This window comes from Flavobacterium branchiophilum FL-15 (assembly GCF_000253275.1).
Lineage (GTDB): Bacteria > Bacteroidota > Bacteroidia > Flavobacteriales > Flavobacteriaceae > Flavobacterium > Flavobacterium branchiophilum.
The window spans coordinates 1,402,736-1,423,825 of the sequence record NC_016001.1; the positions used below are offsets into that span (position 1 = coordinate 1,402,736).

General features: G+C 30.9%; 26 protein-coding genes. 11 read left to right on the forward strand and 15 right to left on the reverse strand.

The genetic code is table 11. The features are described 5' to 3' along the window. The first annotated feature begins 85 nt into the window (after positions 1 to 85). On the forward strand, positions 86 to 1,306 hold the full coding sequence (gene hflX / locus FBFL15_RS06015; RefSeq protein ID WP_014083744.1) for a GTPase HflX: 1,221 nt from the start codon (positions 86 to 88) through the stop codon (positions 1,304 to 1,306). A 51-nt stretch (positions 1,307 to 1,357) separates the two neighbouring features. Here hflX and tatA (FBFL15_RS06020) read toward each other — a convergent pair whose 3' ends face one another. Beyond that, positions 1,358 to 1,552, reverse strand: a complete 195-nt coding sequence (gene tatA, locus FBFL15_RS06020; protein ID WP_014083745.1) for a twin-arginine translocase TatA/TatE family subunit — start codon at positions 1,550 to 1,552, stop codon at positions 1,358 to 1,360. A 25-nt stretch (positions 1,553 to 1,577) separates the two neighbouring features. Beyond that, a complete protein-coding gene (gene tatA / locus FBFL15_RS06025) occupies positions 1,578 to 1,775 on the reverse strand; it encodes a twin-arginine translocase TatA/TatE family subunit (protein WP_014083746.1) in 198 nt (65 codons plus the stop codon). A 96-nt stretch (positions 1,776 to 1,871) separates the two neighbouring features. Here tatA (FBFL15_RS06025) and FBFL15_RS06030 point away from each other — a divergent pair, with 96 nt between their 5' ends. The 6 genes from FBFL15_RS06030 to ettA all read left to right on the forward strand — a co-directional run bounded on the left by FBFL15_RS06030 (position 1,872) and on the right by ettA (position 7,472). After that, complete coding sequence (locus tag FBFL15_RS06030) at positions 1,872 to 2,348, forward strand: hypothetical protein (protein WP_014083747.1); 477 nt, start codon at positions 1,872 to 1,874, stop codon at positions 2,346 to 2,348. Between the two features lie 23 nt (positions 2,349 to 2,371). Beyond that, a complete protein-coding gene (locus FBFL15_RS06035; RefSeq protein WP_014083748.1) occupies positions 2,372 to 3,886 on the forward strand; it encodes a GH3 auxin-responsive promoter family protein in 1,515 nt (504 codons plus the stop codon). Positions 3,887 to 3,934: 48 nt separating this feature from the next. Then, positions 3,935 to 4,549, forward strand: a complete 615-nt coding sequence (locus FBFL15_RS06040) for a DUF4230 domain-containing protein (RefSeq protein ID WP_014083749.1) — start codon at positions 3,935 to 3,937, stop codon at positions 4,547 to 4,549. Positions 4,550 to 4,561: 12 nt separating this feature from the next. Continuing rightward, a complete protein-coding gene (locus tag FBFL15_RS06045) occupies positions 4,562 to 5,122 on the forward strand; it encodes a TetR/AcrR family transcriptional regulator (protein ID WP_014083750.1) in 561 nt (186 codons plus the stop codon). Beyond that, positions 5,122 to 5,703 carry a hypothetical protein gene (locus FBFL15_RS06050; protein WP_014083751.1) on the forward strand — a complete coding sequence of 194 codons (582 nt, stop codon included), beginning with the start codon at positions 5,122 to 5,124 and terminating at the stop codon, positions 5,701 to 5,703. Before FBFL15_RS06045 ends, FBFL15_RS06050 begins: the two co-directional genes overlap by 1 nt. A 74-nt stretch (positions 5,704 to 5,777) precedes the next feature. Then, positions 5,778 to 7,472 carry an energy-dependent translational throttle protein EttA gene (gene ettA, locus FBFL15_RS06055; RefSeq protein WP_014083752.1) on the forward strand — a complete coding sequence of 565 codons (1,695 nt, stop codon included), beginning with the start codon at positions 5,778 to 5,780 and terminating at the stop codon, positions 7,470 to 7,472. A 44-nt stretch (positions 7,473 to 7,516) separates the two neighbouring features. Here the strand turns inward: ettA and FBFL15_RS15720 are convergent, their stop codons facing one another. The 6 genes from FBFL15_RS15720 to FBFL15_RS06085 form a co-directional block, all read right to left on the reverse strand. Next, the gene (locus FBFL15_RS15720; protein ID WP_014083753.1) at positions 7,517 to 8,005 is read right to left on the reverse strand and encodes a PH domain-containing protein; all 489 of its coding nucleotides are present in this window, start codon (positions 8,003 to 8,005) and stop codon (positions 7,517 to 7,519) included. A 5-nt stretch (positions 8,006 to 8,010) separates the two neighbouring features. Then, entirely contained in the window at positions 8,011 to 8,940 is a 930-nt protein-coding gene (locus FBFL15_RS06065) for an alpha/beta hydrolase (RefSeq protein WP_014083754.1), read from the reverse strand. Between the two features lie 4 nt (positions 8,941 to 8,944). Continuing rightward, a complete protein-coding gene (locus FBFL15_RS06070; RefSeq protein ID WP_014083755.1) occupies positions 8,945 to 9,520 on the reverse strand; it encodes a hypothetical protein in 576 nt (191 codons plus the stop codon). Positions 9,521 to 9,540: 20 nt separating this feature from the next. Then, on the reverse strand, positions 9,541 to 9,807 hold the full coding sequence (locus FBFL15_RS06075) for a DUF2089 family protein (protein WP_014083756.1): 267 nt from the start codon (positions 9,805 to 9,807) through the stop codon (positions 9,541 to 9,543). Between the two features lie 119 nt (positions 9,808 to 9,926). After that, on the reverse strand, positions 9,927 to 10,205 hold the full coding sequence (locus tag FBFL15_RS06080; protein WP_014083757.1) for a DUF2805 domain-containing protein: 279 nt from the start codon (positions 10,203 to 10,205) through the stop codon (positions 9,927 to 9,929). 112 nt (positions 10,206 to 10,317) lie between these two features. Beyond that, entirely contained in the window at positions 10,318 to 11,130 is an 813-nt protein-coding gene (locus tag FBFL15_RS06085) for a sterol desaturase family protein (RefSeq protein ID WP_014083758.1), read from the reverse strand. Between the two features lie 507 nt (positions 11,131 to 11,637). Between FBFL15_RS06085 and FBFL15_RS06090 the strand changes: the two genes are divergently transcribed. Further along, positions 11,638 to 12,789, forward strand: a complete 1,152-nt coding sequence (locus FBFL15_RS06090) for an IS110 family RNA-guided transposase (protein WP_014082870.1) — start codon at positions 11,638 to 11,640, stop codon at positions 12,787 to 12,789. Positions 12,790 to 13,730: 941 nt separating this feature from the next. Here FBFL15_RS06090 and FBFL15_RS06105 read toward each other — a convergent pair. The 5 genes from FBFL15_RS06105 to FBFL15_RS06125 all read right to left on the reverse strand — a co-directional run bounded on the left by FBFL15_RS06105 (position 13,731) and on the right by FBFL15_RS06125 (position 17,599). Continuing rightward, positions 13,731 to 14,354 (reverse strand): alpha-ketoglutarate-dependent dioxygenase AlkB family protein, encoded by a 624-nt coding sequence (locus tag FBFL15_RS06105; protein ID WP_014083759.1) that lies wholly within the window; start codon positions 14,352 to 14,354, stop codon positions 13,731 to 13,733. Between the two features lie 7 nt (positions 14,355 to 14,361). Then, positions 14,362 to 15,252 (reverse strand): EamA family transporter, encoded by an 891-nt coding sequence (locus tag FBFL15_RS06110; RefSeq protein WP_014083760.1) that lies wholly within the window; start codon positions 15,250 to 15,252, stop codon positions 14,362 to 14,364. Positions 15,253 to 15,372: 120 nt separating this feature from the next. After that, positions 15,373 to 16,206, reverse strand: coding sequence for a hypothetical protein (locus FBFL15_RS06115; protein WP_014083761.1), 834 nt, complete (start codon positions 16,204 to 16,206; stop codon positions 15,373 to 15,375). A gap of 8 nt (positions 16,207 to 16,214) precedes the next feature. Next, positions 16,215 to 17,033 (reverse strand): 3-deoxy-8-phosphooctulonate synthase, encoded by an 819-nt coding sequence (gene kdsA, locus FBFL15_RS06120; RefSeq protein ID WP_014083762.1) that lies wholly within the window; start codon positions 17,031 to 17,033, stop codon positions 16,215 to 16,217. A 101-nt stretch (positions 17,034 to 17,134) separates the two neighbouring features. Then, positions 17,135 to 17,599 (reverse strand): hypothetical protein, encoded by a 465-nt coding sequence (locus FBFL15_RS06125; RefSeq protein WP_014083763.1) that lies wholly within the window; start codon positions 17,597 to 17,599, stop codon positions 17,135 to 17,137. A 181-nt stretch (positions 17,600 to 17,780) separates the two neighbouring features. On the opposite strand from FBFL15_RS06125, the gene FBFL15_RS06130 reads away from it, so the two are divergent. From FBFL15_RS06130 to FBFL15_RS06140, 3 genes are read left to right on the forward strand one after another with little or no spacing between them, the layout of a single operon-like run. After that, a complete protein-coding gene (locus FBFL15_RS06130; RefSeq protein ID WP_014083764.1) occupies positions 17,781 to 18,347 on the forward strand; it encodes a YeeE/YedE family protein in 567 nt (188 codons plus the stop codon). After that, positions 18,344 to 18,685, forward strand: a complete 342-nt coding sequence (locus FBFL15_RS06135; protein ID WP_014083765.1) for a DHCW motif cupin fold protein — start codon at positions 18,344 to 18,346, stop codon at positions 18,683 to 18,685. The genes FBFL15_RS06130 and FBFL15_RS06135 overlap by 4 nt, the downstream gene beginning before the upstream one ends. A gap of 12 nt (positions 18,686 to 18,697) precedes the next feature. Further along, positions 18,698 to 19,111: a DUF6691 family protein gene (locus FBFL15_RS06140; protein WP_014083766.1), complete on the forward strand. Its 414-nt coding sequence runs from the start codon at positions 18,698 to 18,700 to the stop codon at positions 19,109 to 19,111. Here the strand turns inward: FBFL15_RS06140 and FBFL15_RS06145 are convergent. Both FBFL15_RS06145 and FBFL15_RS06150 read right to left on the reverse strand, forming a co-directional pair. Further along, positions 19,108 to 19,776, reverse strand: coding sequence for a lysoplasmalogenase (locus FBFL15_RS06145; RefSeq protein WP_014083767.1), 669 nt, complete (start codon positions 19,774 to 19,776; stop codon positions 19,108 to 19,110). The two genes, FBFL15_RS06140 and FBFL15_RS06145, sit on opposite strands and share 4 nt — an antisense overlap. Then, positions 19,760 to 21,025: a sterol desaturase family protein gene (locus FBFL15_RS06150; RefSeq protein WP_014083768.1), complete on the reverse strand. Its 1,266-nt coding sequence runs from the start codon at positions 21,023 to 21,025 to the stop codon at positions 19,760 to 19,762. Before FBFL15_RS06150 ends, FBFL15_RS06145 begins: the two co-directional genes overlap by 17 nt. Positions 21,026 to 21,090 lie beyond the last annotated feature (65 nt).

The window sequence follows — 21,090 nt, forward strand, 5'->3', positions numbered from 1 at the left end:
CTAAAAAATAGTTAAAATTCATAAAATATCAAAAAATATTTTATTTTACATGATAATTAATTAAATTTGTCGTAGATTTAATATTATGTTAGAGAAAGAAATAATAACTTTTGAGAAAACAGTTTTAGTAGGAATTGTTACTCAAAAACAAGATGAAGAAAAGTTAAAGGAATATTTAGATGAACTAGAATTTCTAACTTATACTGCGGGAGGCGAGGTTGTCAAAAGATTTTTTCAAAAAATGGATAAACCAAATCCTAAAACATTTTTAGGAACAGGAAAAATAGATGAAATTAATTTATATGTCAAAGAAAATAATGTTTCAACCATTGTTTTTGATGATGAACTATCTCCATCACAACAAAAAAACATTTCAAGAATTATTGATTGTAAAATTTTAGATCGCACCCATTTGATATTGGATATTTTTGCACAAAGAGCCGAAACTTCTTATGCAAGAACTCAAGTTGAATTGGCACAATGTATCTATTTATTGCCGAGACTTTCTGGTATGTGGACGCATCTTGAACGCCAAAAAGGAGGTATTGGGATGAGAGGTCCTGGTGAAACCGAAATTGAAACAGACAGACGAATTGTAAGAGATCGAATTGCTTTATTGAAAGATAAAATTAAAATTATCGACAAACAAATGTCGGTTCAAAGAAGCAATAGAGGAGCCATGGTAAGGGTTGCTCTTGTGGGTTATACCAATGTAGGCAAATCTACTTTGATGAATACTGTAGGAAAAAGCGATGTTTTTGTCGAAAACAAACTTTTTGCAACATTAGACACTACTGTAAGAAAAATAGTTATTAAAAACTTGCCGTTTCTTTTGTCTGATACGGTTGGTTTTATTAGAAAATTACCTACTCAATTGATTGATTCTTTCAAAAGTACTTTAGATGAAGTTCGTGAGGCTGATTTGTTATTACACGTGGTTGATATTGCCCATCCCGATTTTGAAGACCACATAGCATCTGTAAATCAAATTTTAGCCGAAATTAAATGCGATGACAAGCCCGTGATTATGGTTTTTAATAAAATTGATGCCTATCGGTTTTTGACTATAGAGGATGACGATTTGATTACAGAAAAAACATCGAAACATTATACACTAGAGGAATGGAAACAAACGTGGATGAATAGGGTAGGAGTTTCAAATGCTTTGTTTATTTCGGCTACAAATAAAGAAAATTTTGAAGATTTTAGAGCTTGTGTTTATCAAGCTGTACGAGAAATTCATATTACCCGATTTCCTTATAATAATTTTTTGTATCCAGATTACAAAGATGCTGTAGAAGATTAAATGATAAAAGCCACAAATTTTATTTAAAAATTGTGGCTTTTGAATTGGTAATTATTCTGAAATTTTATCCTCTTTTTTCTGGGCTACATCGTCCTTTGCGGCATTTTTAAATTCTTTAACACCGCTTCCAAGACCTTTCATGAGTTCTGGAATTTTTTTACCTCCAAATAGTAATAAGATTACTGCCAATACCAAAATGATTTCCGTTGGGCCAAATTCACCTAAAAATATTGCAAATGCTGTCATGCGTATAATATTTTAATTTATGTTGTTATTTGCTTGATTTATCTTCTTTATTATCGGTATCATCTTCCCCTTTTGCAGCATTTTTAAACTCTTTCACACCACTACCTAAACCTCTCATTAATTCAGGAATTTTCTTACCTCCAAAAAGCAATAAAATAATTGCTAATACCAAAATAATTTGCATTGGTCCCACTTCGCCCAAAAATATTGTTAATGCTTTCATGATTTTTAAATTTTATGTTGCAAATATAATAACAAATTCACAAAACATGACTTAAATTTAGTTTAAATTTATATATTTGTCTGTAAATTTTATATCATGTCCGAAAAAAAGCTCAAAAGACAAATTCTTAAAAAGAAATTGTACACTAAAAGTCGTTTGATAATCCTTAATGAAGATACCTTTGAGGAAACATTTTCGATGCGTTTGACATTGATGAACGTATTTGTTGTAGCTACTTTGAGTGCCATTGTTATCATTACGTTTACTACTTTTATTATAGCTTTTACACCATTGAGAGAATTTATTCCAGGTTATGCCTCCTCTGAACTTAGAAAAAATGCAACGGAATTAGCATTAAAATCAGATTCATTGTCTAATGCTTTGAAAAAAAATGACATTTACTTACAATCTGTTTTGAAAGTTATGAAAGGTGAATTGGAATTTGAAAAAGTGAATAAAGATTCTATTTTGGCAAAACCCTTAGAAGTTCCTAAATTAGAACATGTAAATCCTAGTGAAGCAGAATTGAATTTAAGAAAAGAGGTACAAAAATCGGAAAAAAAACCAAAATAACGTTGTCAAACTTACATAAAATCATGTCGTTTAAATCAATTGCAGCACAGATATTGGCACAAATTGTTCATATCAAAACACAAAAATGGGCACAAAACCCTGTTGAAACACAACAAAAAGTTTTTAAAAGTTTAATTAAAGAAGCAACAAACACAACATTTGGTAAAAAACATCATTTTAGCAACATTAAAAACTACGATGATTTTGTAAATCAAGTGCCTATAAACGATTACGAAGAAATAAAACCTTACATAGAAAAGATAATTGCGGGTCAAAAAGATGTTTTATGGAAAGGAAAGCCGTTATATTTTGCCAAAACATCGGGTACAACATCAGGAGCAAAATACATTCCGCTTACAAAAGAATCATTGCCCTACCACATTCAGGCAGCTCGGAATGCGATTTTGAGTTACATTTATCATACAAAAAAAAGTAAATTTGTAGATGGTAAAATGATATTTTTGCAAGGAAGCCCCGAGTTACATCAAAAAAACGGCATAAATTTTGGTAGATTATCAGGTATTGTTGCACATTATGTACCAAAATATTTACAAAATAATAGAATGCCATCGTGGGAAACCAATTGCATTGACGATTGGGAAACTAAAGTAAATCAGATTGTAAAGGAAACAGTAAACCAAGACATGACGGTAATTTCAGGAATACCGTCGTGGGTTCAAATGTATTTTGAAAAAATAAATGAAAAAACTGATAAAAATATTTCAGAGGTATTTAAAAACTTTGATTTATTTATATATGGTGGTGTTAATTTTGAACCTTATAAGCATAAATTTGAAAAATTAATTGGCAAAAAAGTCGATTCGATTGAATTGTTTCCGGCTTCAGAAGGATTTTTTGCATACCAAGATAATCCTTCAGATGATGGGATGTTGCTATTGTTAAATTCAGGTATTTTTTATGAATTTATCAAATTAAATGAATTTTATGATAAAAAACCCAAAAGGTACCCAATTGGAACCGTTGAAATAGGAGTGGATTATGTATTAATTATTTCTACTAATGCGGGGCTTTGGGCCTATAATATGGGAGACACCGTTCGATTTACATCGCTTTCCCCCCATCGGGTGGTGGTTTCGGGAAGAGTCAAACATTTTATTTCGGCTTTTGGCGAGCATGTTATTGGAAAAGAAGTCGAATGTGCTTTAAACGAAGCGCTTTTACATTCAAATATTAGTATCAACGAATTTACTGTTGCCCCTCAAATTACTCCAGATCAAGGACTTCCGTATCATGAATGGCTTATTGAATTTGAAAATATACCCGAAGATATAGTAGAATTTGCTTTACATATTGATACTGCTCTGCGTAAGCAAAATATATATTATGATGATTTAATTACAGGAAAAGTTTTAAGAAAATTAATAGTTACACCAGTGCCCAAAAACGGATTTCAACATTATATGAAATCTATCGGAAAATTGGGTGGACAAAATAAAATACCCAGATTATCTAACGATAGAAAAATTGCTGATATGATTTATATGCAAAATAATATTCAAAAGGCAACTCCAATTTAGATATAATGCTTATTTTTGAATATTATTTTAATTTTATATCAAATACCAATGTTAAGAAGAATTCTATATGCTGTTGTAGGAATTTTAATAATAATTTTATTATTTAAATTTTGCGAATTTAAAAAAACAGATAGTAGCACTTTTGATGATAGTGCAAAATTGTTGCAACAAAAAATTGTAAATGTAGGGAAATTAGTTGTTACAGAAGGCCATTTTTCGGAAGTGATAACCTATAAGGATCAAAAAAAATACCTTATGGATTTGGTTTCATTTGAAAAAAAAGCTTTAATTGTTGTTAATGCAGATGTTACAGTTTCCTATGATTTACATTTGATGAAATACGACATTAACAATGAAACCAAAACCATAACGATTGTATCTATTCCAAAAGAAGAGATTAAAATCAACCCCAATATTCAATTTTATGATGTGGATCAAAGTACTTTAAATCCATTTTCGGGCGATGATTATAATAAAATTAGCGAATCGGTAAAAGCCAGTTTAAGTAAGAAAGTAGCTCAATCTACATTGAAATCTAATGCACAAAACAGACTGATAAGCGAATTATCTAAAATTTTAATCATGTCCAATGCTATGGGCTGGAAGTTGCAATATCAAGGCAACACCATCAACGAAAACACCCTACAAAAAGTGATTAACTAATAGTAAACTATTTTGGATAGAAAATCAGAAATTATACAAGTAGCCTCAAAATTGTTTCACGAAAAAGGTTATAGTGCTGTTACCGTAAGGGATATTGCACAATATATGGGCATAAAAGCCTCTAGTTTATACAATCATATCAAATCTAAACAAGAAATCTTAGTAGAAATTATTATTCAAACGGCTCAAAAATTTACTTTTGGTATGCAATCGATTATAGCATCTGAATCAAATGCAATACAAAAGTTAGAGCAAATTATAGCTTTACACATCGAAATAAGTGTGGAAAATTCTGATTATTTGGCTTGCCTTAACAACGATTGGATGCATTTGCATGATCATGATTTGCAAGAATTTATAAAAATGCGAAATTTGTATGAACAAAATTTACGACAAATTATAAAAAACGGAATCGAAAAGGGTGAAATTCAAAACTTAGATGTAGAAGTGATATTATTCAGTATATTATCTACATTAAGAAGTATTTATTTATGGTATTACAAAAATAATTCCATAGATACTCTTATATTAACTCAAAATATTACAAAAATATTGTTAAAAGGAATAGTATAATGTTTCAACATTTATTTAAACCATTATTTTTTATTCGGTTGATGTATTTGACATTGGCAATTGCTATCAATTATCAAGCTATTTATATATTAAATGTATATTTGTTTGTATTTATTGTATCTTTAGAATATTTAAATCATCAAAACATATATATACATGATCAAAGTAGCCAATATGCTAACATTTTTTTTGTGTCCTATTTTGTATTTATTTTTTTAGTTCGATCTCATGCCATTAATGACCAATGGTTTTCTCGTTTTTGGCAAAATATATGCGAACATCTACTATTTTCAATTTTTGTATGTATGCAGCTGCATTACGTTTTACAAATTTTCAACATTTTAAGCAATAAAACAGTTTTAAAAAGTATTTTAATCTTTCTGATATTCAATATTTTAGGAATAATAAACGAACTTTTTCAAAACAAATTTCAGCATTTGCCTATAAGTACATGTAGTGCAGACAGTCAAAAAGATGTATTGATAAATATGATTGGAGCATTTTTGTTTTTAGGTTATGTAAATTTTTGGAACATTGCTAAAAGTGTACAAATTAAAAATTTGATTTTTTTCAAAAAATAATTTCCAAAAAGGCATCACTTTTTTTTTAAAAATCAACTATATTTGTAACATCAAAAAATTAATAATCAAATGATATGTCAGACGATAAAAAAGTAATATTTTCGATGCAAAAATTGAGTAAAACTTACTCAAGTAGCGACAAACAAGTACTCAAAAACATTTATTTAAGTTTTTTTTATGGAGCTAAAATTGGTATTTTAGGACTTAATGGCTCTGGAAAATCTAGTTTATTACGAATAATTGCAGGTGTAGATAAAAATTATCAGGGAGATATAGTGTTTCAGCCTGGTTATTCTGTGGGCTATTTAGAACAAGAACCACAATTGGATGAATCCAAAACTGTAATTGAAATTGTAAGGGAAGGTGTTGCCGAAACAATGGCTATATTAGATGAGTTTAATACTATAAACGATAGTTTTGGACTTCCAGAAGTATATGAAAATGCAGATAAAATGCAACAATTGATGGACAGACAAGCCGATTTGCAAGATAAAATTGATGCTCTTGGGGCTTGGGAAATTGATACCAAACTCGAAATAGCTATGGATGCTTTGCGAACTCCTGATGCCGACACCCCTATAAAAAACCTTTCTGGTGGCGAGCGTAGAAGGGTAGCATTGTGTAGATTGTTGTTGCAACAACCTGATATATTGCTACTTGACGAACCTACAAACCACCTTGATGCAGAAAGTGTTTTGTGGTTGGAGCAACATTTGGCTCAATATTCGGGTACAGTAATTGCCGTAACACACGATAGGTACTTCCTTGATAATGTTGCAGGTTGGATTTTAGAATTGGATAGAGGAGAGGGCATTCCTTGGAAAGGAAATTATTCTTCGTGGCTCGATCAAAAATCAAATCGGATGGCAATGGAAGAAAAAGTAGCTTCTAAACGTAGAAAAACGCTTGAAAGGGAGTTAGAATGGGTAAAACAAGGTGCAAAAGGCCGCCAAACTAAACAAAAAGCCCGTTTGCAAAATTATGATAAATTGCTTAATGAAGATCAAAAACAATTAGATGAAAAACTGGAGATTTATATTCCAAATGGCCCTCGATTGGGTACAAATGTTATTGAAGCTCAAGGAGTTGCAAAATCTTTTGATGATAAATTATTGTATGACAATTTAAACTTTACTTTGCCCCAAGCAGGAATTGTGGGTATCATTGGGCCTAACGGTGCAGGAAAATCAACCATTTTCAAAATGATAATGAACGAAGAAAAACCTGATAACGGTAGTTTTGCCATTGGCGACACGGTAAAAATAGCTTATGTAGATCAATCTCACAGCAATATTGATCCTAATAAATCTATTTGGGAAAATTTCGCAGACGGTCAGGAACTTATCATGATGGGCGGCAAACAAGTCAATTCTAGAGCTTATTTGAGTCGTTTTAACTTTGGTGGAAGCGACCAAAATAAGAAAGTATCCATGCTTTCTGGTGGCGAAAGAAATCGTTTGCATTTGGCCATGACGCTAAAGGAAGAAGGTAATGTATTGTTGCTAGATGAGCCTACAAATGATTTGGATATCAATACCTTACGAGCTTTAGAAGAAGGATTAGAAAATTTTGCGGGCTGTGCTGTTGTTATTTCTCACGACAGATGGTTTTTAGACAGGATTTGCACACATATTTTAGCATTTGAAGGCAATTCTGAAGTGTATTTCTTTGAAGGCAGTTTTTCAGAGTATGAAGAAAATAAAAAGAAACGTCTTGGGGGTGATTTAACTCCTAAACGTATCAAATACAGAAAGTTAATTAGAGATTAACCTATAAAAAAAGCCTCAAATGTCTAAGCATTTGAGGCTTTTTTTTAATCCTTTTTCTGGTAAGTTGTTACAAATAAATCCACTTGATCTGGACTGATCAAAATTTTTGAATTGGAAATAGTTGTAATCATGATCATGGCATTTCTGCGGGTCAAATACCAGGTCATTGTGCCATATTTTTTATTCCAAAATGCACCATAATAACCAAAAAATCCACCAATTCCAAAGGTTCTAACACTCCATTTTAGGTCATTTTTTTTTAATATTTGAATCGATGTAATGTTGGTTCGTTTTAATATTACATTTCCAATTGGTCTTTTGATAATGATTTCGTTGTCATGAATTGCTATTGCTTTGGGTTTATAATATAGCGTTGCAATAGTCATTACGGTTAGGATAAATAAAAGTATAATTGCGGGTACTATTTCAAATGTATCAAAAAAAAGTGTAAAACAAATAAGGCCCAAAAACAAGGCATATACCCCCGCAGTTATCCATTTGGTTTGATTATCTAACGTTGTATGAAAATCCATAATACTTATAATTTATTAATAAATGTAATGATAGTTTTTGCTAATTCTGTGTCAATAGGCAAATCGGAGTTGGAATAAGAGGCTATATTTTCGGCATCATCGCCTTTGATGTGTCTAAATATGTGGTTCATGTTGTCAATAATTGCCAATTGAGCGTCGGGTTTTGAGGCCTTTAACAAATTTGCATCGGTGCTATTTACTTGAATATCTTTTGTTCCATTAATTATTAATGTAGGAATATTTAATTTTTTTATTTCATGTTGTGGGTTGTATTTGATCCACGAAATCATATACGGCTGAAAACTTTCTCTAAATAGCGAGGCCAACATTTGATTTTTCAGTTCAAATGTTTTACCTTGTTTCAATATATCTAAACATTGTCTCACTTCGTTTTTCATGCTAGGGGCCTGTTTGTCTATTTGTTCTACTATAATATCGTCTATTGTGCGTCCAGCACCAGCAATAGAAATATAAGCTTGTGCCAATTTAGGTGCCGCTAACATCCCAATCAAAGCCCCTTCGCTATGGCCGGCAAGGATTATTTTGCTGTATTTTTTTTGCTGTATAAAATATTGGCATACGTCTTTTGTATCTGCAACAAAAGTATCAATGCTCAATTCTTTTTCGTTTATAGTTCCATTTTTCATTTGGGCAATAATCCGTTTGTCAAAACTAAAACAAGCTATTTTATTTTTTGCCAATTCTTGGGCTACATATTTCAATGAATTATTAGTCATGCCTGGAGCATTGCCGTTTCTATCGGTTGGTCCAGAGCCTGCAATTACTATAACTAGCGGTGTTTGACTAGTTATTTGGCTCGGCTCAAATAAGGTACCATTTATCAATGGATTGATTGATATTTCAACTGTTTTAAGGTCTTGTGCATGTGTGTTTTTTACAACAAAAAGCAGTATAATTAGTATAATTTTTTTCATTTTTTTAAGTTTTATATGTAATTATTAAATATTTTGAAATTATTTCGGATATAAAAATTGCAATTATATAATAGATAATATGTAATTTATTTTTCAAATTTGTAGCTATTTTAAAACCATTATAAGATAAAACAAAAAACCAAATCAAACTCAAAATGACTAAAAACGATACAACCAACAATACAGCAGCGTCGTTTGAAGTCAAAGTATTAGTATTGCCTTTGGTAATTAATTTTTGAGATATAGTATAAAAACGATTGTTAAAATTACACATGGTGAGCAAATAAAATGGAAATCGAGCAATAAGGCAACCTATAAATACATCTAAAATTCGTGTTTTTTTGTTAATTATTTTGCCAAATATATATAAAAATAAAGTAATTACACCAATATCGATTATCAAATCAAGACCAGTGGTTTTTAGATTGGTTTGTCCAACAAAATGCAAATCAATAGCACCATCGTATCTGATATTAAAATAATTGCCTAATATAATACCAATAAACGTAGCAATAAAACCAAATAAAAGTAGTTTATTGTCTGTAAATTTGGTATAAGGATTGATTAAAGTAAGAAACATTTTTTTGGTTGTATTTAAATTTATAATTTTGATATTTTTTCAATAATATCATCTAATTTATTTCGTACTGTTGGGTAACTAATCGACATTTTTGCAGCCATTTCTTTTAAACTGCCACTCGAAATCAAAAATTGTAAAATAAACTGTTGCTCCTCTTCCGTCAACTTCAAAAAAACAGGCAGCATATAGCGTCCAGAAACGGTTGTATCGCAGTTTTCGCATATCAGTTGTCTAACCAACAGCACGTTTTCGCAACTCGGACATTGTATGGGAAGTTTCGGAATCATATTTGAATATTATTTATACAAAGTTAAACAATATTCAAATACAAATTAATATAATGTATAATTATTTTAAAAAAAATCACTTTCAAGCACAAAAAAACTCCCAAAGTAGGGAGTTTCGTTTAATCAAATTTATTTTTGATATAGTATTTACCGTCTAGTTCATCATCAAAATCGTCAATTTTTATTGGTTTTGGTTTTGGTTTAGCAGCGTTTGCCTTTTTTTTCCAAACTTCAAATTTATCAGCTGGCAATTTTTTCTTCATGATTTCCAAAACATCTTTTTCTTGAACACCAAGTTCTTTTTTGATAATCTCGAAAGGGTTTCTTTCTTCTAATGCCAATGAAATCAATTTTTCTTTTTGATCCCAGGTCAATTCTATGGTTTTACTCTTTTTCATTTTGAAAGTTAATTCAGGATATTTCTTTTTTTTTAGGGGTTATAAATTCAATTCAATATTAAGAAAAAAAATAATAGGTTCTTTAAAATTGTTTAAAAAAAATTAAATTAATTTATTTTTTGTTAAAAAACGGCATTTTTAACAAATAAATTATGCTATTATTGTTGTTTTTATCCATATCTGTATCAATTCCAAACACAATTGCACCACCCTCAAGCTCACTAAAAGTTCCAAAAAGCCTGTCCCAAACCGAAAAAATATTACCATAATTAGAATCGGTGTAAGGCATTTGATAATGATGGTGAACTTTGTGCATATTGGGTGTAACGATAAAATAACTCAAAAACTGATCTATTTTGTCTGGCAATGCCACATTGGCATGATTAAATTGGGTGGCTACAACAGACAGCGTTTGATACAAAAACACCATCCAAATAGGGCTTCCAACCACAATCACAGCCATTGTTGTAAACACAAATCGCACCACACTTTCGCCAGGATGGTGTCGGTTTGCCGTTGTCGTATCTACCCATGGATCAGAATGATGGATCAGGTGCAAACGCCATAAAACAGGAACTTTATGCTCTATATAATGCACTAAATAAGCACCAATAAAATCCATCAGCAGCAGTCCCATCACGGTATAAACCCATATATTTTCAATTCCAAGTACTGCCAACAACCCCAAATGCTGTTGGGTTACCCAACTCGATGCCATAATTAATATAAATGCTAATATAAAATTAACAACAATTGTAGTTATTGTAAAAAATATATTAACTAACCCGTGCGACCATTTCAAATAATCAAAGGCTTGAAATGGCTTTATATTTTCAATAATCCAAAAAATAGCTATACCAAATGCAAGTATAAATCCTCTATGACTCGACGGTATGCTTGAAAAATAGTGTATAATTTCATTCATGTTTTTTATTTCAAAAATAATAAAAATTTAATTATATACACCTTTTTTTCTCAAAAATAATATAATCAATAAAAAATAATCCCTTTTAATATCAATCATTCTAATAGTACGCATACCTCAAAAAAAGTCAAACCTAAAATCAACTTTTTGCAAAGGACTCATTTTCAGTTTTCTTTTTTTGAAAAAATAATTGACTAATCAAAACCATCAAATAAATAAATTGGGTATTAGAAGCCAATCCAGCTCATATCTTTGCATCCGATAATAATTTACGAAAAAATTGTATTTTTGAAAATTAAAAATTGATAATAGATAACAAAACAAAGTTGCATAATTGTTTGCGGGCTAAATACATTTAATGATATTCATGTGAAAGGAAAATCCACTTTGTTTTTATTACAAAATAACCACAATTAGTACTTAAGCACTATACTATTTAGTTTAGATGTTGTATAAAAAATGAGCAAAGGTAAATGTAATATTTTGTTATCCTAAAAAGAAATAATTATGAGCATTAAGTATTCAGTAGGATTGGATGTTGCAAGTAAAAAAATTGATATTTGCATGTCTGTAATTGATTGTAATCAAAAGGTAACTGTAGTAGCAAGTACTTCATTTCCAAATACTTTGAAAGGATTTCAGAGCATGGACGAATGGATTGTCAAAAAGAAAAAGTTGCAAGAAATTCCCTTGGTTATGTGCATGGAGGCTACAGGTGTTTATCACGAAAATTGTGCCCTTTATTTTTCAGAAAAAAAATATGCCGTTTCTATTATTTTGCCAAATAAGGCAAAGCATTACTTAATTTCTTTGGGATTAAAATCAAAAAACGACAGCATTGATGCCAAAGGATTGTCAAAAATGGGAGCAGAACAATGTTTGGAACTTTGGCAACCCATGGGTAAGTTGTATTATGAATTGCGACAATACACAAGACAGTATCAAAATTTACAAGATCAAAAAACAGTCATTAACAATCAACTCCATGCTTTAGAAAACAGCATGTATATGAGTGAAATGATGATAAACCAACAAAAGGCAATCATTGAATTGATCGAAGAACAGCTTAAGGAGCTTGAAAAATTAATGAAAAATTTGATTAATTCAGACCAGGTTCTAAAACAAAAAGTGGACAACATTTGCAAAATAAAAGGGATTGCATTGCTTAGTGTATCAACCATTATAGCTGAGACAAATGGCTTTGAATTGTTCAAAAATTACAAGCAATTAGTGTCGTATGCTGGATTTGATGTTGTAGAAAGGGAGTCTGGAACAAGTGTTGGTAAGACAAAAATTTCTAAAAAAGGAAATAGTCGTATTCGTAGGGCTTTGTTTATGCCAGCATTTCTAGCTATAAAATATAAAGAGAAACCATTGGTGGATTTATATGAAAGGACATTTGCAAAACATGGCATAAAGATGAAAAGCTATGTAGCAGTTCAAAAAAAACTATTGGTTTTAATATATCATATTTGGAAGAAAAACGAACTTTATAATCCTGATTATAAAAAAGATAGCCCCGAAATGAATTCCGAGGCTATACAAGATAACAGCTTAAAAAGCGGTTTCTCTGAGTTGCAAAATTATGAAAAAAAAGAAGATAATGAAACAAAAGATAAAAAAAAAGAAAAAATACATAGCCATTGTGAAGTTGCGTAACAACGCTGATGGAACAGCAAAATGTCTAAAATACAGGTTCGATGATTTAATAAAATTCACACTATTTTTAGACACAAATTGGTCAGAGTGGAAGTGGTTTAATTTATATTCAAATAAAGAAGAAAACAAAGGAATGCAGATTGGCAATTATACAAAAAATAACAAACCGACAACAAGAAATGTCTAATTCTTTTTTAAACTTTTATAAAAAAAAACTGCCCAATTAATAAATTAAAGGGGCAGTAAAATGAATTTCATTTTTGCATGGCAAAAGTACAAAAAAATAGAAAGTATGACCTGAAATGATTCAATTAATGACATTCATTTTTGCACCATCCATCAAAAAAACAATATTAAAAACGAATTAAATGAAAATAAAAAAAAGTCAATTTTTTATGAAAATTATGGAAAAAAAATTTGGATTTTAAGATAGTACCTTTTCGTTTCAAATCCTCGGTTCCAAAAGGTTTTTTGTTTGCTACAAAAGGAGCTTCCGCTGGTCGCTCTTTTGTAGCAACAAAAAATCCATTTGGAACCTCCGGGTTTTCCACTTCAATCTGGGCTACAATCCGTTTTCAAATATTGTTTTTCTTAAAATTTCATCAACCAAGTGCCATTTTAAAGTTTAAAATTCAGTTCAAACTAAAACCCAAACGGTAGCAAACAGCTGAAATAATACCAAATATATTTATAAAATAGTCCAAAGATGCGTAGTTATTTTTTAGAAAAAATTTTCAAAAAAAATCGTTGCATAGCTGGGCTACGGAACTATTTTTTATGAATAATTTTAGCAAAAAAGAACAAGTAGATTGGACTATTTTATATGTATATTTGGTATAAGTTTTCTTGAAAAAATAATTAACATGGATTTAAAATAAAGTTTTTTGTACTAATTTTATAAAAAAATATTATATTATCTTAAATTTGAATGTGTATTATTGCTATTTTTGGTCTAAAATGTCATTTGAATACAATATCCTAAATGTCAAATTGACTCTGTCGGCAACAGGTTTTGACGTTTTCGGAATTTGATGCTTCCAAAAATGTTGGGTAGTACCTTTCATAACCAATAAGCTCCCATGTTCTAAATTCAATTGACATTTTGCATCCTTAATGGTATGGTGTTTTAGTTGAAAAACCCTAGTGGCTCCAAAACTTACCGAAGCAATAATGGGGTTTTTGCCCAACTCTTTTTCATTATCTGCATGCCATCCATTGCTGTCTTTTCCATTGCGATACCAATTGAGCAATACAGAGGTAAATGCAGTATCTAATAGATTATCAATCCGTTGTTTGATAGAAAGCAATACAGCATCCCAGGCGTTGGGCTGCATTTCAATAGTCGAATACCGATAGGTTTTATCCAAATCACCATAAAAAGCAGTCAATCTAGGCTGCCAATGGGTTTTGTTAAAAACCCTTATGGTATCTTGTTGCCATGCTATATTTTTTAGCAAATAAGCCATCAAAAAATCGGATTCTTCTGCCGAAAAAAAATGAGGATAATAGGTAACATCTGCATCTGGAAGCTCAAATTTCATTGGGGTATCGTCAATAAAAAGCATCCGATTTTTATTTTTTTAAGTTAATATTCATCCCAATTATGGCTACAATTATCAATAAAATGCCTATCCATTGAAGCAAAAATACATTTTCATGCAACAAAAAATAAGCCATTAATACCGAAACAGGCAGCTCTAATGCTGCAACTATACTACCCAATCCAATACCTGTCAATGGAAATCCTACGTTCATTAATAATGGTGGTATGATGGTTCCAAATAGCGCTAATAAAATGCCCCATTTTGTAAAAATTGTATAATTAAACGGAGTATTTTGTGTTATGATTAAAAAAAACAGGATTACAATACCGCCTCCAACAAGCATATATAAACTTCTTTTTGCAGAGGGTAAGTGATTGGCTATCCTATTGGCCGTAAACATTGTAGTAGAAAAGGATAGGGCAGAGAGCAATCCCCAAAACAAGCCACGCCAATCTAATGCAATAGAATGGTTTAACACGTTGGTTGCCAGCACTGTACCTATTAAGACCAAAACCACAGCAGCTATTTTTTGATTAGATGGCCGTTTTTTTTCTACAATCATTTCTACCAAAACACCTATCCAAACGGTTTGCATTAGCAAAATAATAGCTATGGAAACATTAATATATTTGACGCACAAATAATAAAACACACTTGTCATACCTAGTGATGTGCCTGCAAGAAGGAGTTTGAGCCGATCAGTTGTATGTACTACAACTGTATTTGAACCATTTTTGATGTTTTGAAATGCCACAACAAGCCAAACGCCAAGAAGCCCATAAACGAATTGAGATGTAGTAATTTCTGCTGTTGTATAGCCTTCTTGGTATGCTAATTTTACAAATGTAGCCAACATGCCATAACTTGCCGCTCCAATTCCTACTAAAAAAACGCCTTTAAGTAAACTTTTATTGTGCATATTTTGATATTTATTGGGAACAAAGATAATGGAATTGCAAGTGTATTGATGCAAAAAAACCTTCAAATATGAAGGCTATTTTGTTTTATAAAAAAAAATTAATATCAGGACTGTTTTGTTTTAGAGTTTGAAAATACCACCAAAAGCAATGATTCTTTGCAAAAACCAAAAATGCTGCGAGGCTTTGTCTTCGTTTTCAAAAGTTGTTTTAACATCGGGCATGTTGATATAGCCTCCTTTTAATTCTGCTTGTATAAAGAAATGCTTGTAAAAAGTTAAATTAATACCCGCTTTTGCTGATAATCCGTAACCAGATATATGAAAATCATCATGTCTGGCTTTGCCCATAAGCATAGTATTGGTTTTTGGATATAAAACACCAGCCCCAACGCCTTCTGTTATATTGACTTGAAATGTATCTGTGTTTGTAAGATGTAAATATTTTGATACATCATCAACTCTCGAAAATTCAGTATTTACATAGTTCAATCCGTCTGTATGTTCAAAGGTTAAGAATTTTTCATCTGCCAAATTAACGATACCGTTATTGATTTGATTTCCGTTGAAACTTGCTGGATATGTACCGTTTATGGCCACACTTTGGTTTTGTTCCATTACATATTTCATGTGATCTACACCAATAGAAATGTTATAATGATCGTTGATAAAATAGCCCATTCTAAAATTGGTTTGTGGAATGGTCATTCTACCTGGGTTGATATAATCAACATGCCACCCTTTGGGTTTGTCTATGGCGGCCACATTTGACAGGGTAAAATCATAATCTTTACCTGTAAAATGTATGTCAGATTTGGAGTAACTTTCTCTATTTCCTCCCCAAAATATAAAAAATTTACCTTTATTGTGAGCAGTGTATGTGTTTGATTTTACATCCTGTGCATAAATATTACATATCTCTAAAAACAAAAGAGATATAGCTGCTATTTTTTTCATTATTTTTTTTAAAATTGATTAATAGTTTGTCTGATGGCGACTAATTTTTTCATTAAGTCTTCAAAATAGTCCAAGTGCAACATATTGGCACCATCGCTTTTTGCATTTGCTGGATCAAAATGGGTTTCTATAAAAATGCCATCTACACCAACCGCTATACCCGCTTTTGCAATAGTTTCTATCATGTCTGGTCGCCCTCCTGTAACACCAGCCATCTGATTGGGTTGTTGTAAGGAATGGGTTACATCTAAAACAGTAGTTGCATATTTTTGCATGGTAGGGATGCCTCTAAAATCGACAATCATATCCTGATAGCCAAACATACTACCTCTGTCTGTAACCATAATATTATCATTGTGGCAATCTAATACTTTTTGAACGGCATGTTTCATGCTCTCGGGGCTCATAAATTGCCCTTTTTTCAAATTGACGGTTTTACCTGTTTGAGCGGCAGCAACCACAAGGTCGGTTTGTCTTACTAAAAATGCGGGTATTTGCAACACATCTACATAGGCAGCTGCTTTTGCAGCATCTTCATTGGTGTGGATGTCTGTAATGGTTGGAACTTGAAAACTTTCCGATACTTTCCGAAGAATTTTAAGTGCTTTTTCGTCACCAATGCCAGAAAAACTATCAATTCTTGAACGATTGGCTTTTTTGAAAGATCCTTTAAAAACAAATGGAATTTGTAAATTATTAGTTATAGTAACTAATCTTTCTGCAATTTTCATTGCCATTTCCTCTCCTTCGATAGCACACGGACCGGCCAATACAAAAAACTGTCCGCTTTCTGTATGTTTGATTTGGGGGATATTATTTATATTCATCTTTTATGCAATTAGTTGAATTTTTTTGGCAAAGGTAAGCATCCCTTTTTTATTATTAATGACTTTTGTCATTTTTTAGAAAATATTGTAGGAGTTTTATTTTATTGAAATTTAGAAGCAATGTTTAATCCTTTTGGTGCCAAAAGTGCCCCTTTTTCATAATGATTGAGGTATAAAATGAGGGGTTTTTTGATACCTTCATAAGTAATTTCATATACACTTATAAATCCAGCTCCTGTTTTATCGTTTTTTGTTGGAAATGGACAGCAAATTCCTGTTTTTGTATAGTTTATTTTTTCGCCATTGGGTCCACATAAAGCGTTCAAATACCTTTTATGATTCAATTCTTCGTTGTTGGTGTTTTGGTAAAATACATTGATTGGAAAATCTTTGTCATAACCATACCTATCATCATTACTTACAGCGGTTAATTCAAAAACGTATTGTTTCGTAATTTTAGGTTTCATGGCATTTGAATCTACATTTTTCAATGTTGATTTGGTACTTATACAAGAAAGTATGCTAAAATTTATAATTATTAATAAAAAGTATTTAATTTTATTCATTTATGTAATATATAATGGTTATAATTATTGTGTATTTACGTTTTTTGTTTATTGCTATTGGTTTGCAAAAAACAAGTTGTTCTAGCTGATGTCAAAAATTAAAATTAGAAAGGGTTGCAAAATTATTAATAAAAATAGGTTTTTAGTAACTAAATTTAATACTTTTGGCTCAAAAAACAATATGAATTTACTTTTTGAAACATGGCATTGGGCTATATCGGGTTTTTTGATAGCAATAATCATGCTACTTTTAAATTATTTTGGAAAAGTTTTTGGTATGTCGTCCAATTTAAGGACGTTATGTTCTATGGCTGGAGCTGGTAGATGTGCCGATTTTTTTAAATTTGATTGGAAAACTCAAAAATGGAATTTGGTTGTACTTATTGGTACTATGTTTGGAGGATTTTTTGCTACTCATTTTATGCAAAGTCCCAACAATGTAACGCTCAATCCTAAAACCATTTCGCAATTAACTGCTATGGGAATAGAGGCTCCAAACGGCAAGTTGCTACCAGAGGCACTTTTTTCTGAATCTTTTTCAAATAACCCAAAACAAGTTTTAATATTATTACTAGGCGGTTTACTCATTGGTTTTGGATCTCGTTATGCAGGCGGTTGTACTTCGGGTCATGCCATTGCTGGTTTAAGCAATTTGCAAATTCAATCTTTAAAAGCTGTAATTGGTTTTTTTGTTGGTGGTTTGATCATGTCGCATTTTATCCTCCCTTTAATTTTCACTAAATCATGATGAGTAACATACCTTTTCAAATTATTGATTGGTCTCAAATTCAAGAGACTTTTCATCCTGGTTTTACGGGTACTTCAGATTGGAAAACAATCCAGTTTGATGGATTTAAGGTACGAATTGTAAAGTATAGTGCTGGTTATTTGGCCGATCATTGGTGTCAAAAAGGACATATTGTTTATTGTTTGGATGGTGAATTTGAAAGCGAATTAGAAACAGGCGAAATATTTCGTCTATCAAAAGGAATGTCTTATATTGTTTCAGACGATAGCAGTTCTCATCGTTCAATTTCCAAAAATGGCGTTAGTTTATTAATTATTGATGGCGATTTTTTAAAATAAATAGTGTTTTTTATGAAATATATAAAGTTTTTGCTAGTAGGTTTTGTTTTTGGAATTGTTTTAACAAAGTCTGAAGCCGTTTCTTGGTACAGAATTTATGAAATGTTTCAGTTTCAATCATTTCACATGTTTGGTATCATTGGAGTTGCCGTTATTACAGGCATCATTGGAGTGCAATGGATCAAAAAAAGTGGTGTCAACGCTATAGATGGTGAAGCCATTAGTATTCCAAATAAAGAAAAAGGACTATACCGATATTGGATAGGCGGAGGCATCTTTGGTTTAGGTTGGGCTTTAGTAGGATCTTGCCCAGGCCCCATATTTATTTTGCTTGGTGCGGGTTTTAAAGCGGTTGGGTTTGTACTTTTAGGAGCACTTTTAGGTACTTTTTTATATGGTATTATCAAAGATAAATTGCCACATTAATGTTTGTTTTGTTTTATAATTCCTGATATTAATAAATATTGTGCTAAAATATATGACAACATGATGATGAAATTGCCATTCTGAATTGGTGTGGCAAATTTATTGATAGCTAAAATTGAATCTGAAAATACAAATAATACAGCTCCAATAGTAATATTAAAATGATCGTTTTTGTAAACATACAAACTGATTTTTAAGCCAAAAAATCCCATAAAAGTTATAACCATAGCGTACACAATTACGGGAATTTTTAAAGTGCCTAAATAGGGATATAAAATAGACAAAATGTAAAAGAAATATATTGTAAAGCAAATGGCAACCATTAATTGTAATTTTAATGGTAGTACAGCAGCATTTTTTTGTTGAATAAATGTAAGGCAATAGAAAACATGGGAAATTAAAAAACCTACTAAACCAAAAATAAAAAACAATGCTGATTTAGTATTAAAAATTAATAAAACATCGCCCAACCACGAGAAAAACAAGGCATATAACACTATTTTTTTTGTAGGGAATGGCTCTTGAAAAACTACTTTTGCCATTAATATCAATACAATCAAAGCTTTAAAAAATGGTGCAAATGGACATTCAATAGATAGCAATATCAAATAGACAACGGCATTTATAAAAAATAATTTTTGAATCAGGTTAATAGTTTTCATCATTTGGTTTTTCAAAGTTATTCCAAACAAAATATAAGGTTGCACCTAATGAAATTATTAAATACAAATACATGAATTGAGTTGCATATTCAAAATATTTTTCAGCAGCAAACCAACTTTTGTTTAGGATTAAAACGTATATACCTAATACAAATTTTAATATTTCAGGAAATAGTACCCTTTTGTTACAATTTAATAATTCTGTATAGCTGTAAATACTTATAAAAATAAATATACCATAAATATAGATATTAGTATGACCAATTTCTGAAATAAAATAATATAAATAGCTCGAAAGAGACAAGATGAAAATAATTTGCAAAAAACTCCATACAACCAATTTATTAGAATAATAAGTGTTGTATTTTTTGAAATTATAAATATCATTTATTTTTTGAATAGGATATAATTCATCAAAGTTTGCTGGTCTCCAACCTGTGGGTTTAAACCAAATCAAAAATGTATCTTTCCAGCTGGGTGCCCTCCAAGCATCTTGTATCAATAACCACAAATGTTGAAAATTTATCCAAAATGGATTCCAAGTATTTGCGGGCCTAGTAATGCCATAAACAGCTGGAACATGGTCTAATTCTTCCTGAAACGTACCAAAAAATTTATCCCAAACAATAAAAATCTGTGCAAAATTTTTGTCCATATACTCCGGATTTATGGCATGATGAACCCTATGATGTGAGGGGGTAACAAGGATGTGTTCCAAAACACCCATTTTTTGAATGTGTCTGGTATGATACCAAAATTGCAGAAACAAATGAATAGGCATAGTGGTAGCTATTACTTTTGGATCTATGCCTAAAAGAGCCACTGGTAACAACAAAAAGGAATAAAACTTGAAAATAACCGCAAAAGGCTGTCGCAAGGCACATGCCAAATTAAACTCTTCACTACTATGATGTATGGCATGAGAATTCCACAAAATATTGATTTTATGAGCCCAGCGATGCGAACAATATCCGTAAAAATCTATTACTATAAATGTAATAATATAGGTATAAATATTGGTTTTCAGATGTGTAATTGCTAGTTGATGAACTAAAAATTCATACGACAAAACAGTAATAGACATTCCTAAAATATCTTTTAATGTATTTATTAATCCTGAACTTAAACTAGATAAGGTATCAATTAACGGTACAGTATCATTTTTAATTATCAGGCCATAAATTTTTTCAATAAAAATTAAAGTTAAAAAAATGGGCATTGCAATTACTAATATTTTACCATATTCTGCCATATTCTTATATTTTTTTAATGAAATTTATTGCATTTTCAAAAATAACATTTGTTTTTTAAATAAAC

Excerpts from the sequence above, each read along its gene's own strand:
- hflX (WP_014083744.1), top strand. The coding sequence starts at position 86 with ATGTTAGAGAAAGAAATAATAACTTTTGAGAAAACAGTTTTAGTAGGA.
- tatA (WP_014083745.1), bottom strand. The coding sequence starts at position 1,552 with ATGACAGCATTTGCAATATTTTTAGGTGAATTTGGCCCAACGGAAATC.
- tatA (WP_014083746.1), bottom strand. The coding sequence starts at position 1,775 with ATGAAAGCATTAACAATATTTTTGGGCGAAGTGGGACCAATGCAAATT.
- FBFL15_RS06030 (WP_014083747.1), top strand. The coding sequence starts at position 1,872 with ATGTCCGAAAAAAAGCTCAAAAGACAAATTCTTAAAAAGAAATTGTAC.
- FBFL15_RS06035 (WP_014083748.1), top strand. The coding sequence starts at position 2,372 with ATGTCGTTTAAATCAATTGCAGCACAGATATTGGCACAAATTGTTCAT.
- FBFL15_RS06040 (WP_014083749.1), top strand. The coding sequence starts at position 3,935 with ATGTTAAGAAGAATTCTATATGCTGTTGTAGGAATTTTAATAATAATT.
- FBFL15_RS06050 (WP_014083751.1), top strand. The coding sequence starts at position 5,122 with ATGTTTCAACATTTATTTAAACCATTATTTTTTATTCGGTTGATGTAT.
- ettA (WP_014083752.1), top strand. The coding sequence starts at position 5,778 with ATGTCAGACGATAAAAAAGTAATATTTTCGATGCAAAAATTGAGTAAA.
- FBFL15_RS15720 (WP_014083753.1), bottom strand. The coding sequence starts at position 8,005 with ATGGATTTTCATACAACGTTAGATAATCAAACCAAATGGATAACTGCG.
- FBFL15_RS06065 (WP_014083754.1), bottom strand. The coding sequence starts at position 8,940 with ATGAAAAAAATTATACTAATTATACTGCTTTTTGTTGTAAAAAACACA.
- FBFL15_RS06070 (WP_014083755.1), bottom strand. The coding sequence starts at position 9,520 with ATGTTTCTTACTTTAATCAATCCTTATACCAAATTTACAGACAATAAA.
- FBFL15_RS06075 (WP_014083756.1), bottom strand. The coding sequence starts at position 9,807 with ATGATTCCGAAACTTCCCATACAATGTCCGAGTTGCGAAAACGTGCTG.
- FBFL15_RS06080 (WP_014083757.1), bottom strand. The coding sequence starts at position 10,205 with ATGAAAAAGAGTAAAACCATAGAATTGACCTGGGATCAAAAAGAAAAA.
- FBFL15_RS06085 (WP_014083758.1), bottom strand. The coding sequence starts at position 11,130 with ATGAATGAAATTATACACTATTTTTCAAGCATACCGTCGAGTCATAGA.
- FBFL15_RS06090 (WP_014082870.1), top strand. The coding sequence starts at position 11,638 with ATGAGCATTAAGTATTCAGTAGGATTGGATGTTGCAAGTAAAAAAATT.
- FBFL15_RS06105 (WP_014083759.1), bottom strand. The coding sequence starts at position 14,354 with ATGCTTTTTATTGACGATACCCCAATGAAATTTGAGCTTCCAGATGCA.
- FBFL15_RS06110 (WP_014083760.1), bottom strand. The coding sequence starts at position 15,252 with ATGCACAATAAAAGTTTACTTAAAGGCGTTTTTTTAGTAGGAATTGGA.
- FBFL15_RS06115 (WP_014083761.1), bottom strand. The coding sequence starts at position 16,206 with ATGAAAAAAATAGCAGCTATATCTCTTTTGTTTTTAGAGATATGTAAT.
- kdsA (WP_014083762.1), bottom strand. The coding sequence starts at position 17,033 with ATGAATATAAATAATATCCCCCAAATCAAACATACAGAAAGCGGACAG.
- FBFL15_RS06125 (WP_014083763.1), bottom strand. The coding sequence starts at position 17,599 with ATGAATAAAATTAAATACTTTTTATTAATAATTATAAATTTTAGCATA.
- FBFL15_RS06130 (WP_014083764.1), top strand. The coding sequence starts at position 17,781 with ATGAATTTACTTTTTGAAACATGGCATTGGGCTATATCGGGTTTTTTG.
- FBFL15_RS06135 (WP_014083765.1), top strand. The coding sequence starts at position 18,344 with ATGATGAGTAACATACCTTTTCAAATTATTGATTGGTCTCAAATTCAA.
- FBFL15_RS06140 (WP_014083766.1), top strand. The coding sequence starts at position 18,698 with ATGAAATATATAAAGTTTTTGCTAGTAGGTTTTGTTTTTGGAATTGTT.
- FBFL15_RS06145 (WP_014083767.1), bottom strand. The coding sequence starts at position 19,776 with ATGATGAAAACTATTAACCTGATTCAAAAATTATTTTTTATAAATGCC.
- FBFL15_RS06150 (WP_014083768.1), bottom strand. The coding sequence starts at position 21,025 with ATGGCAGAATATGGTAAAATATTAGTAATTGCAATGCCCATTTTTTTA.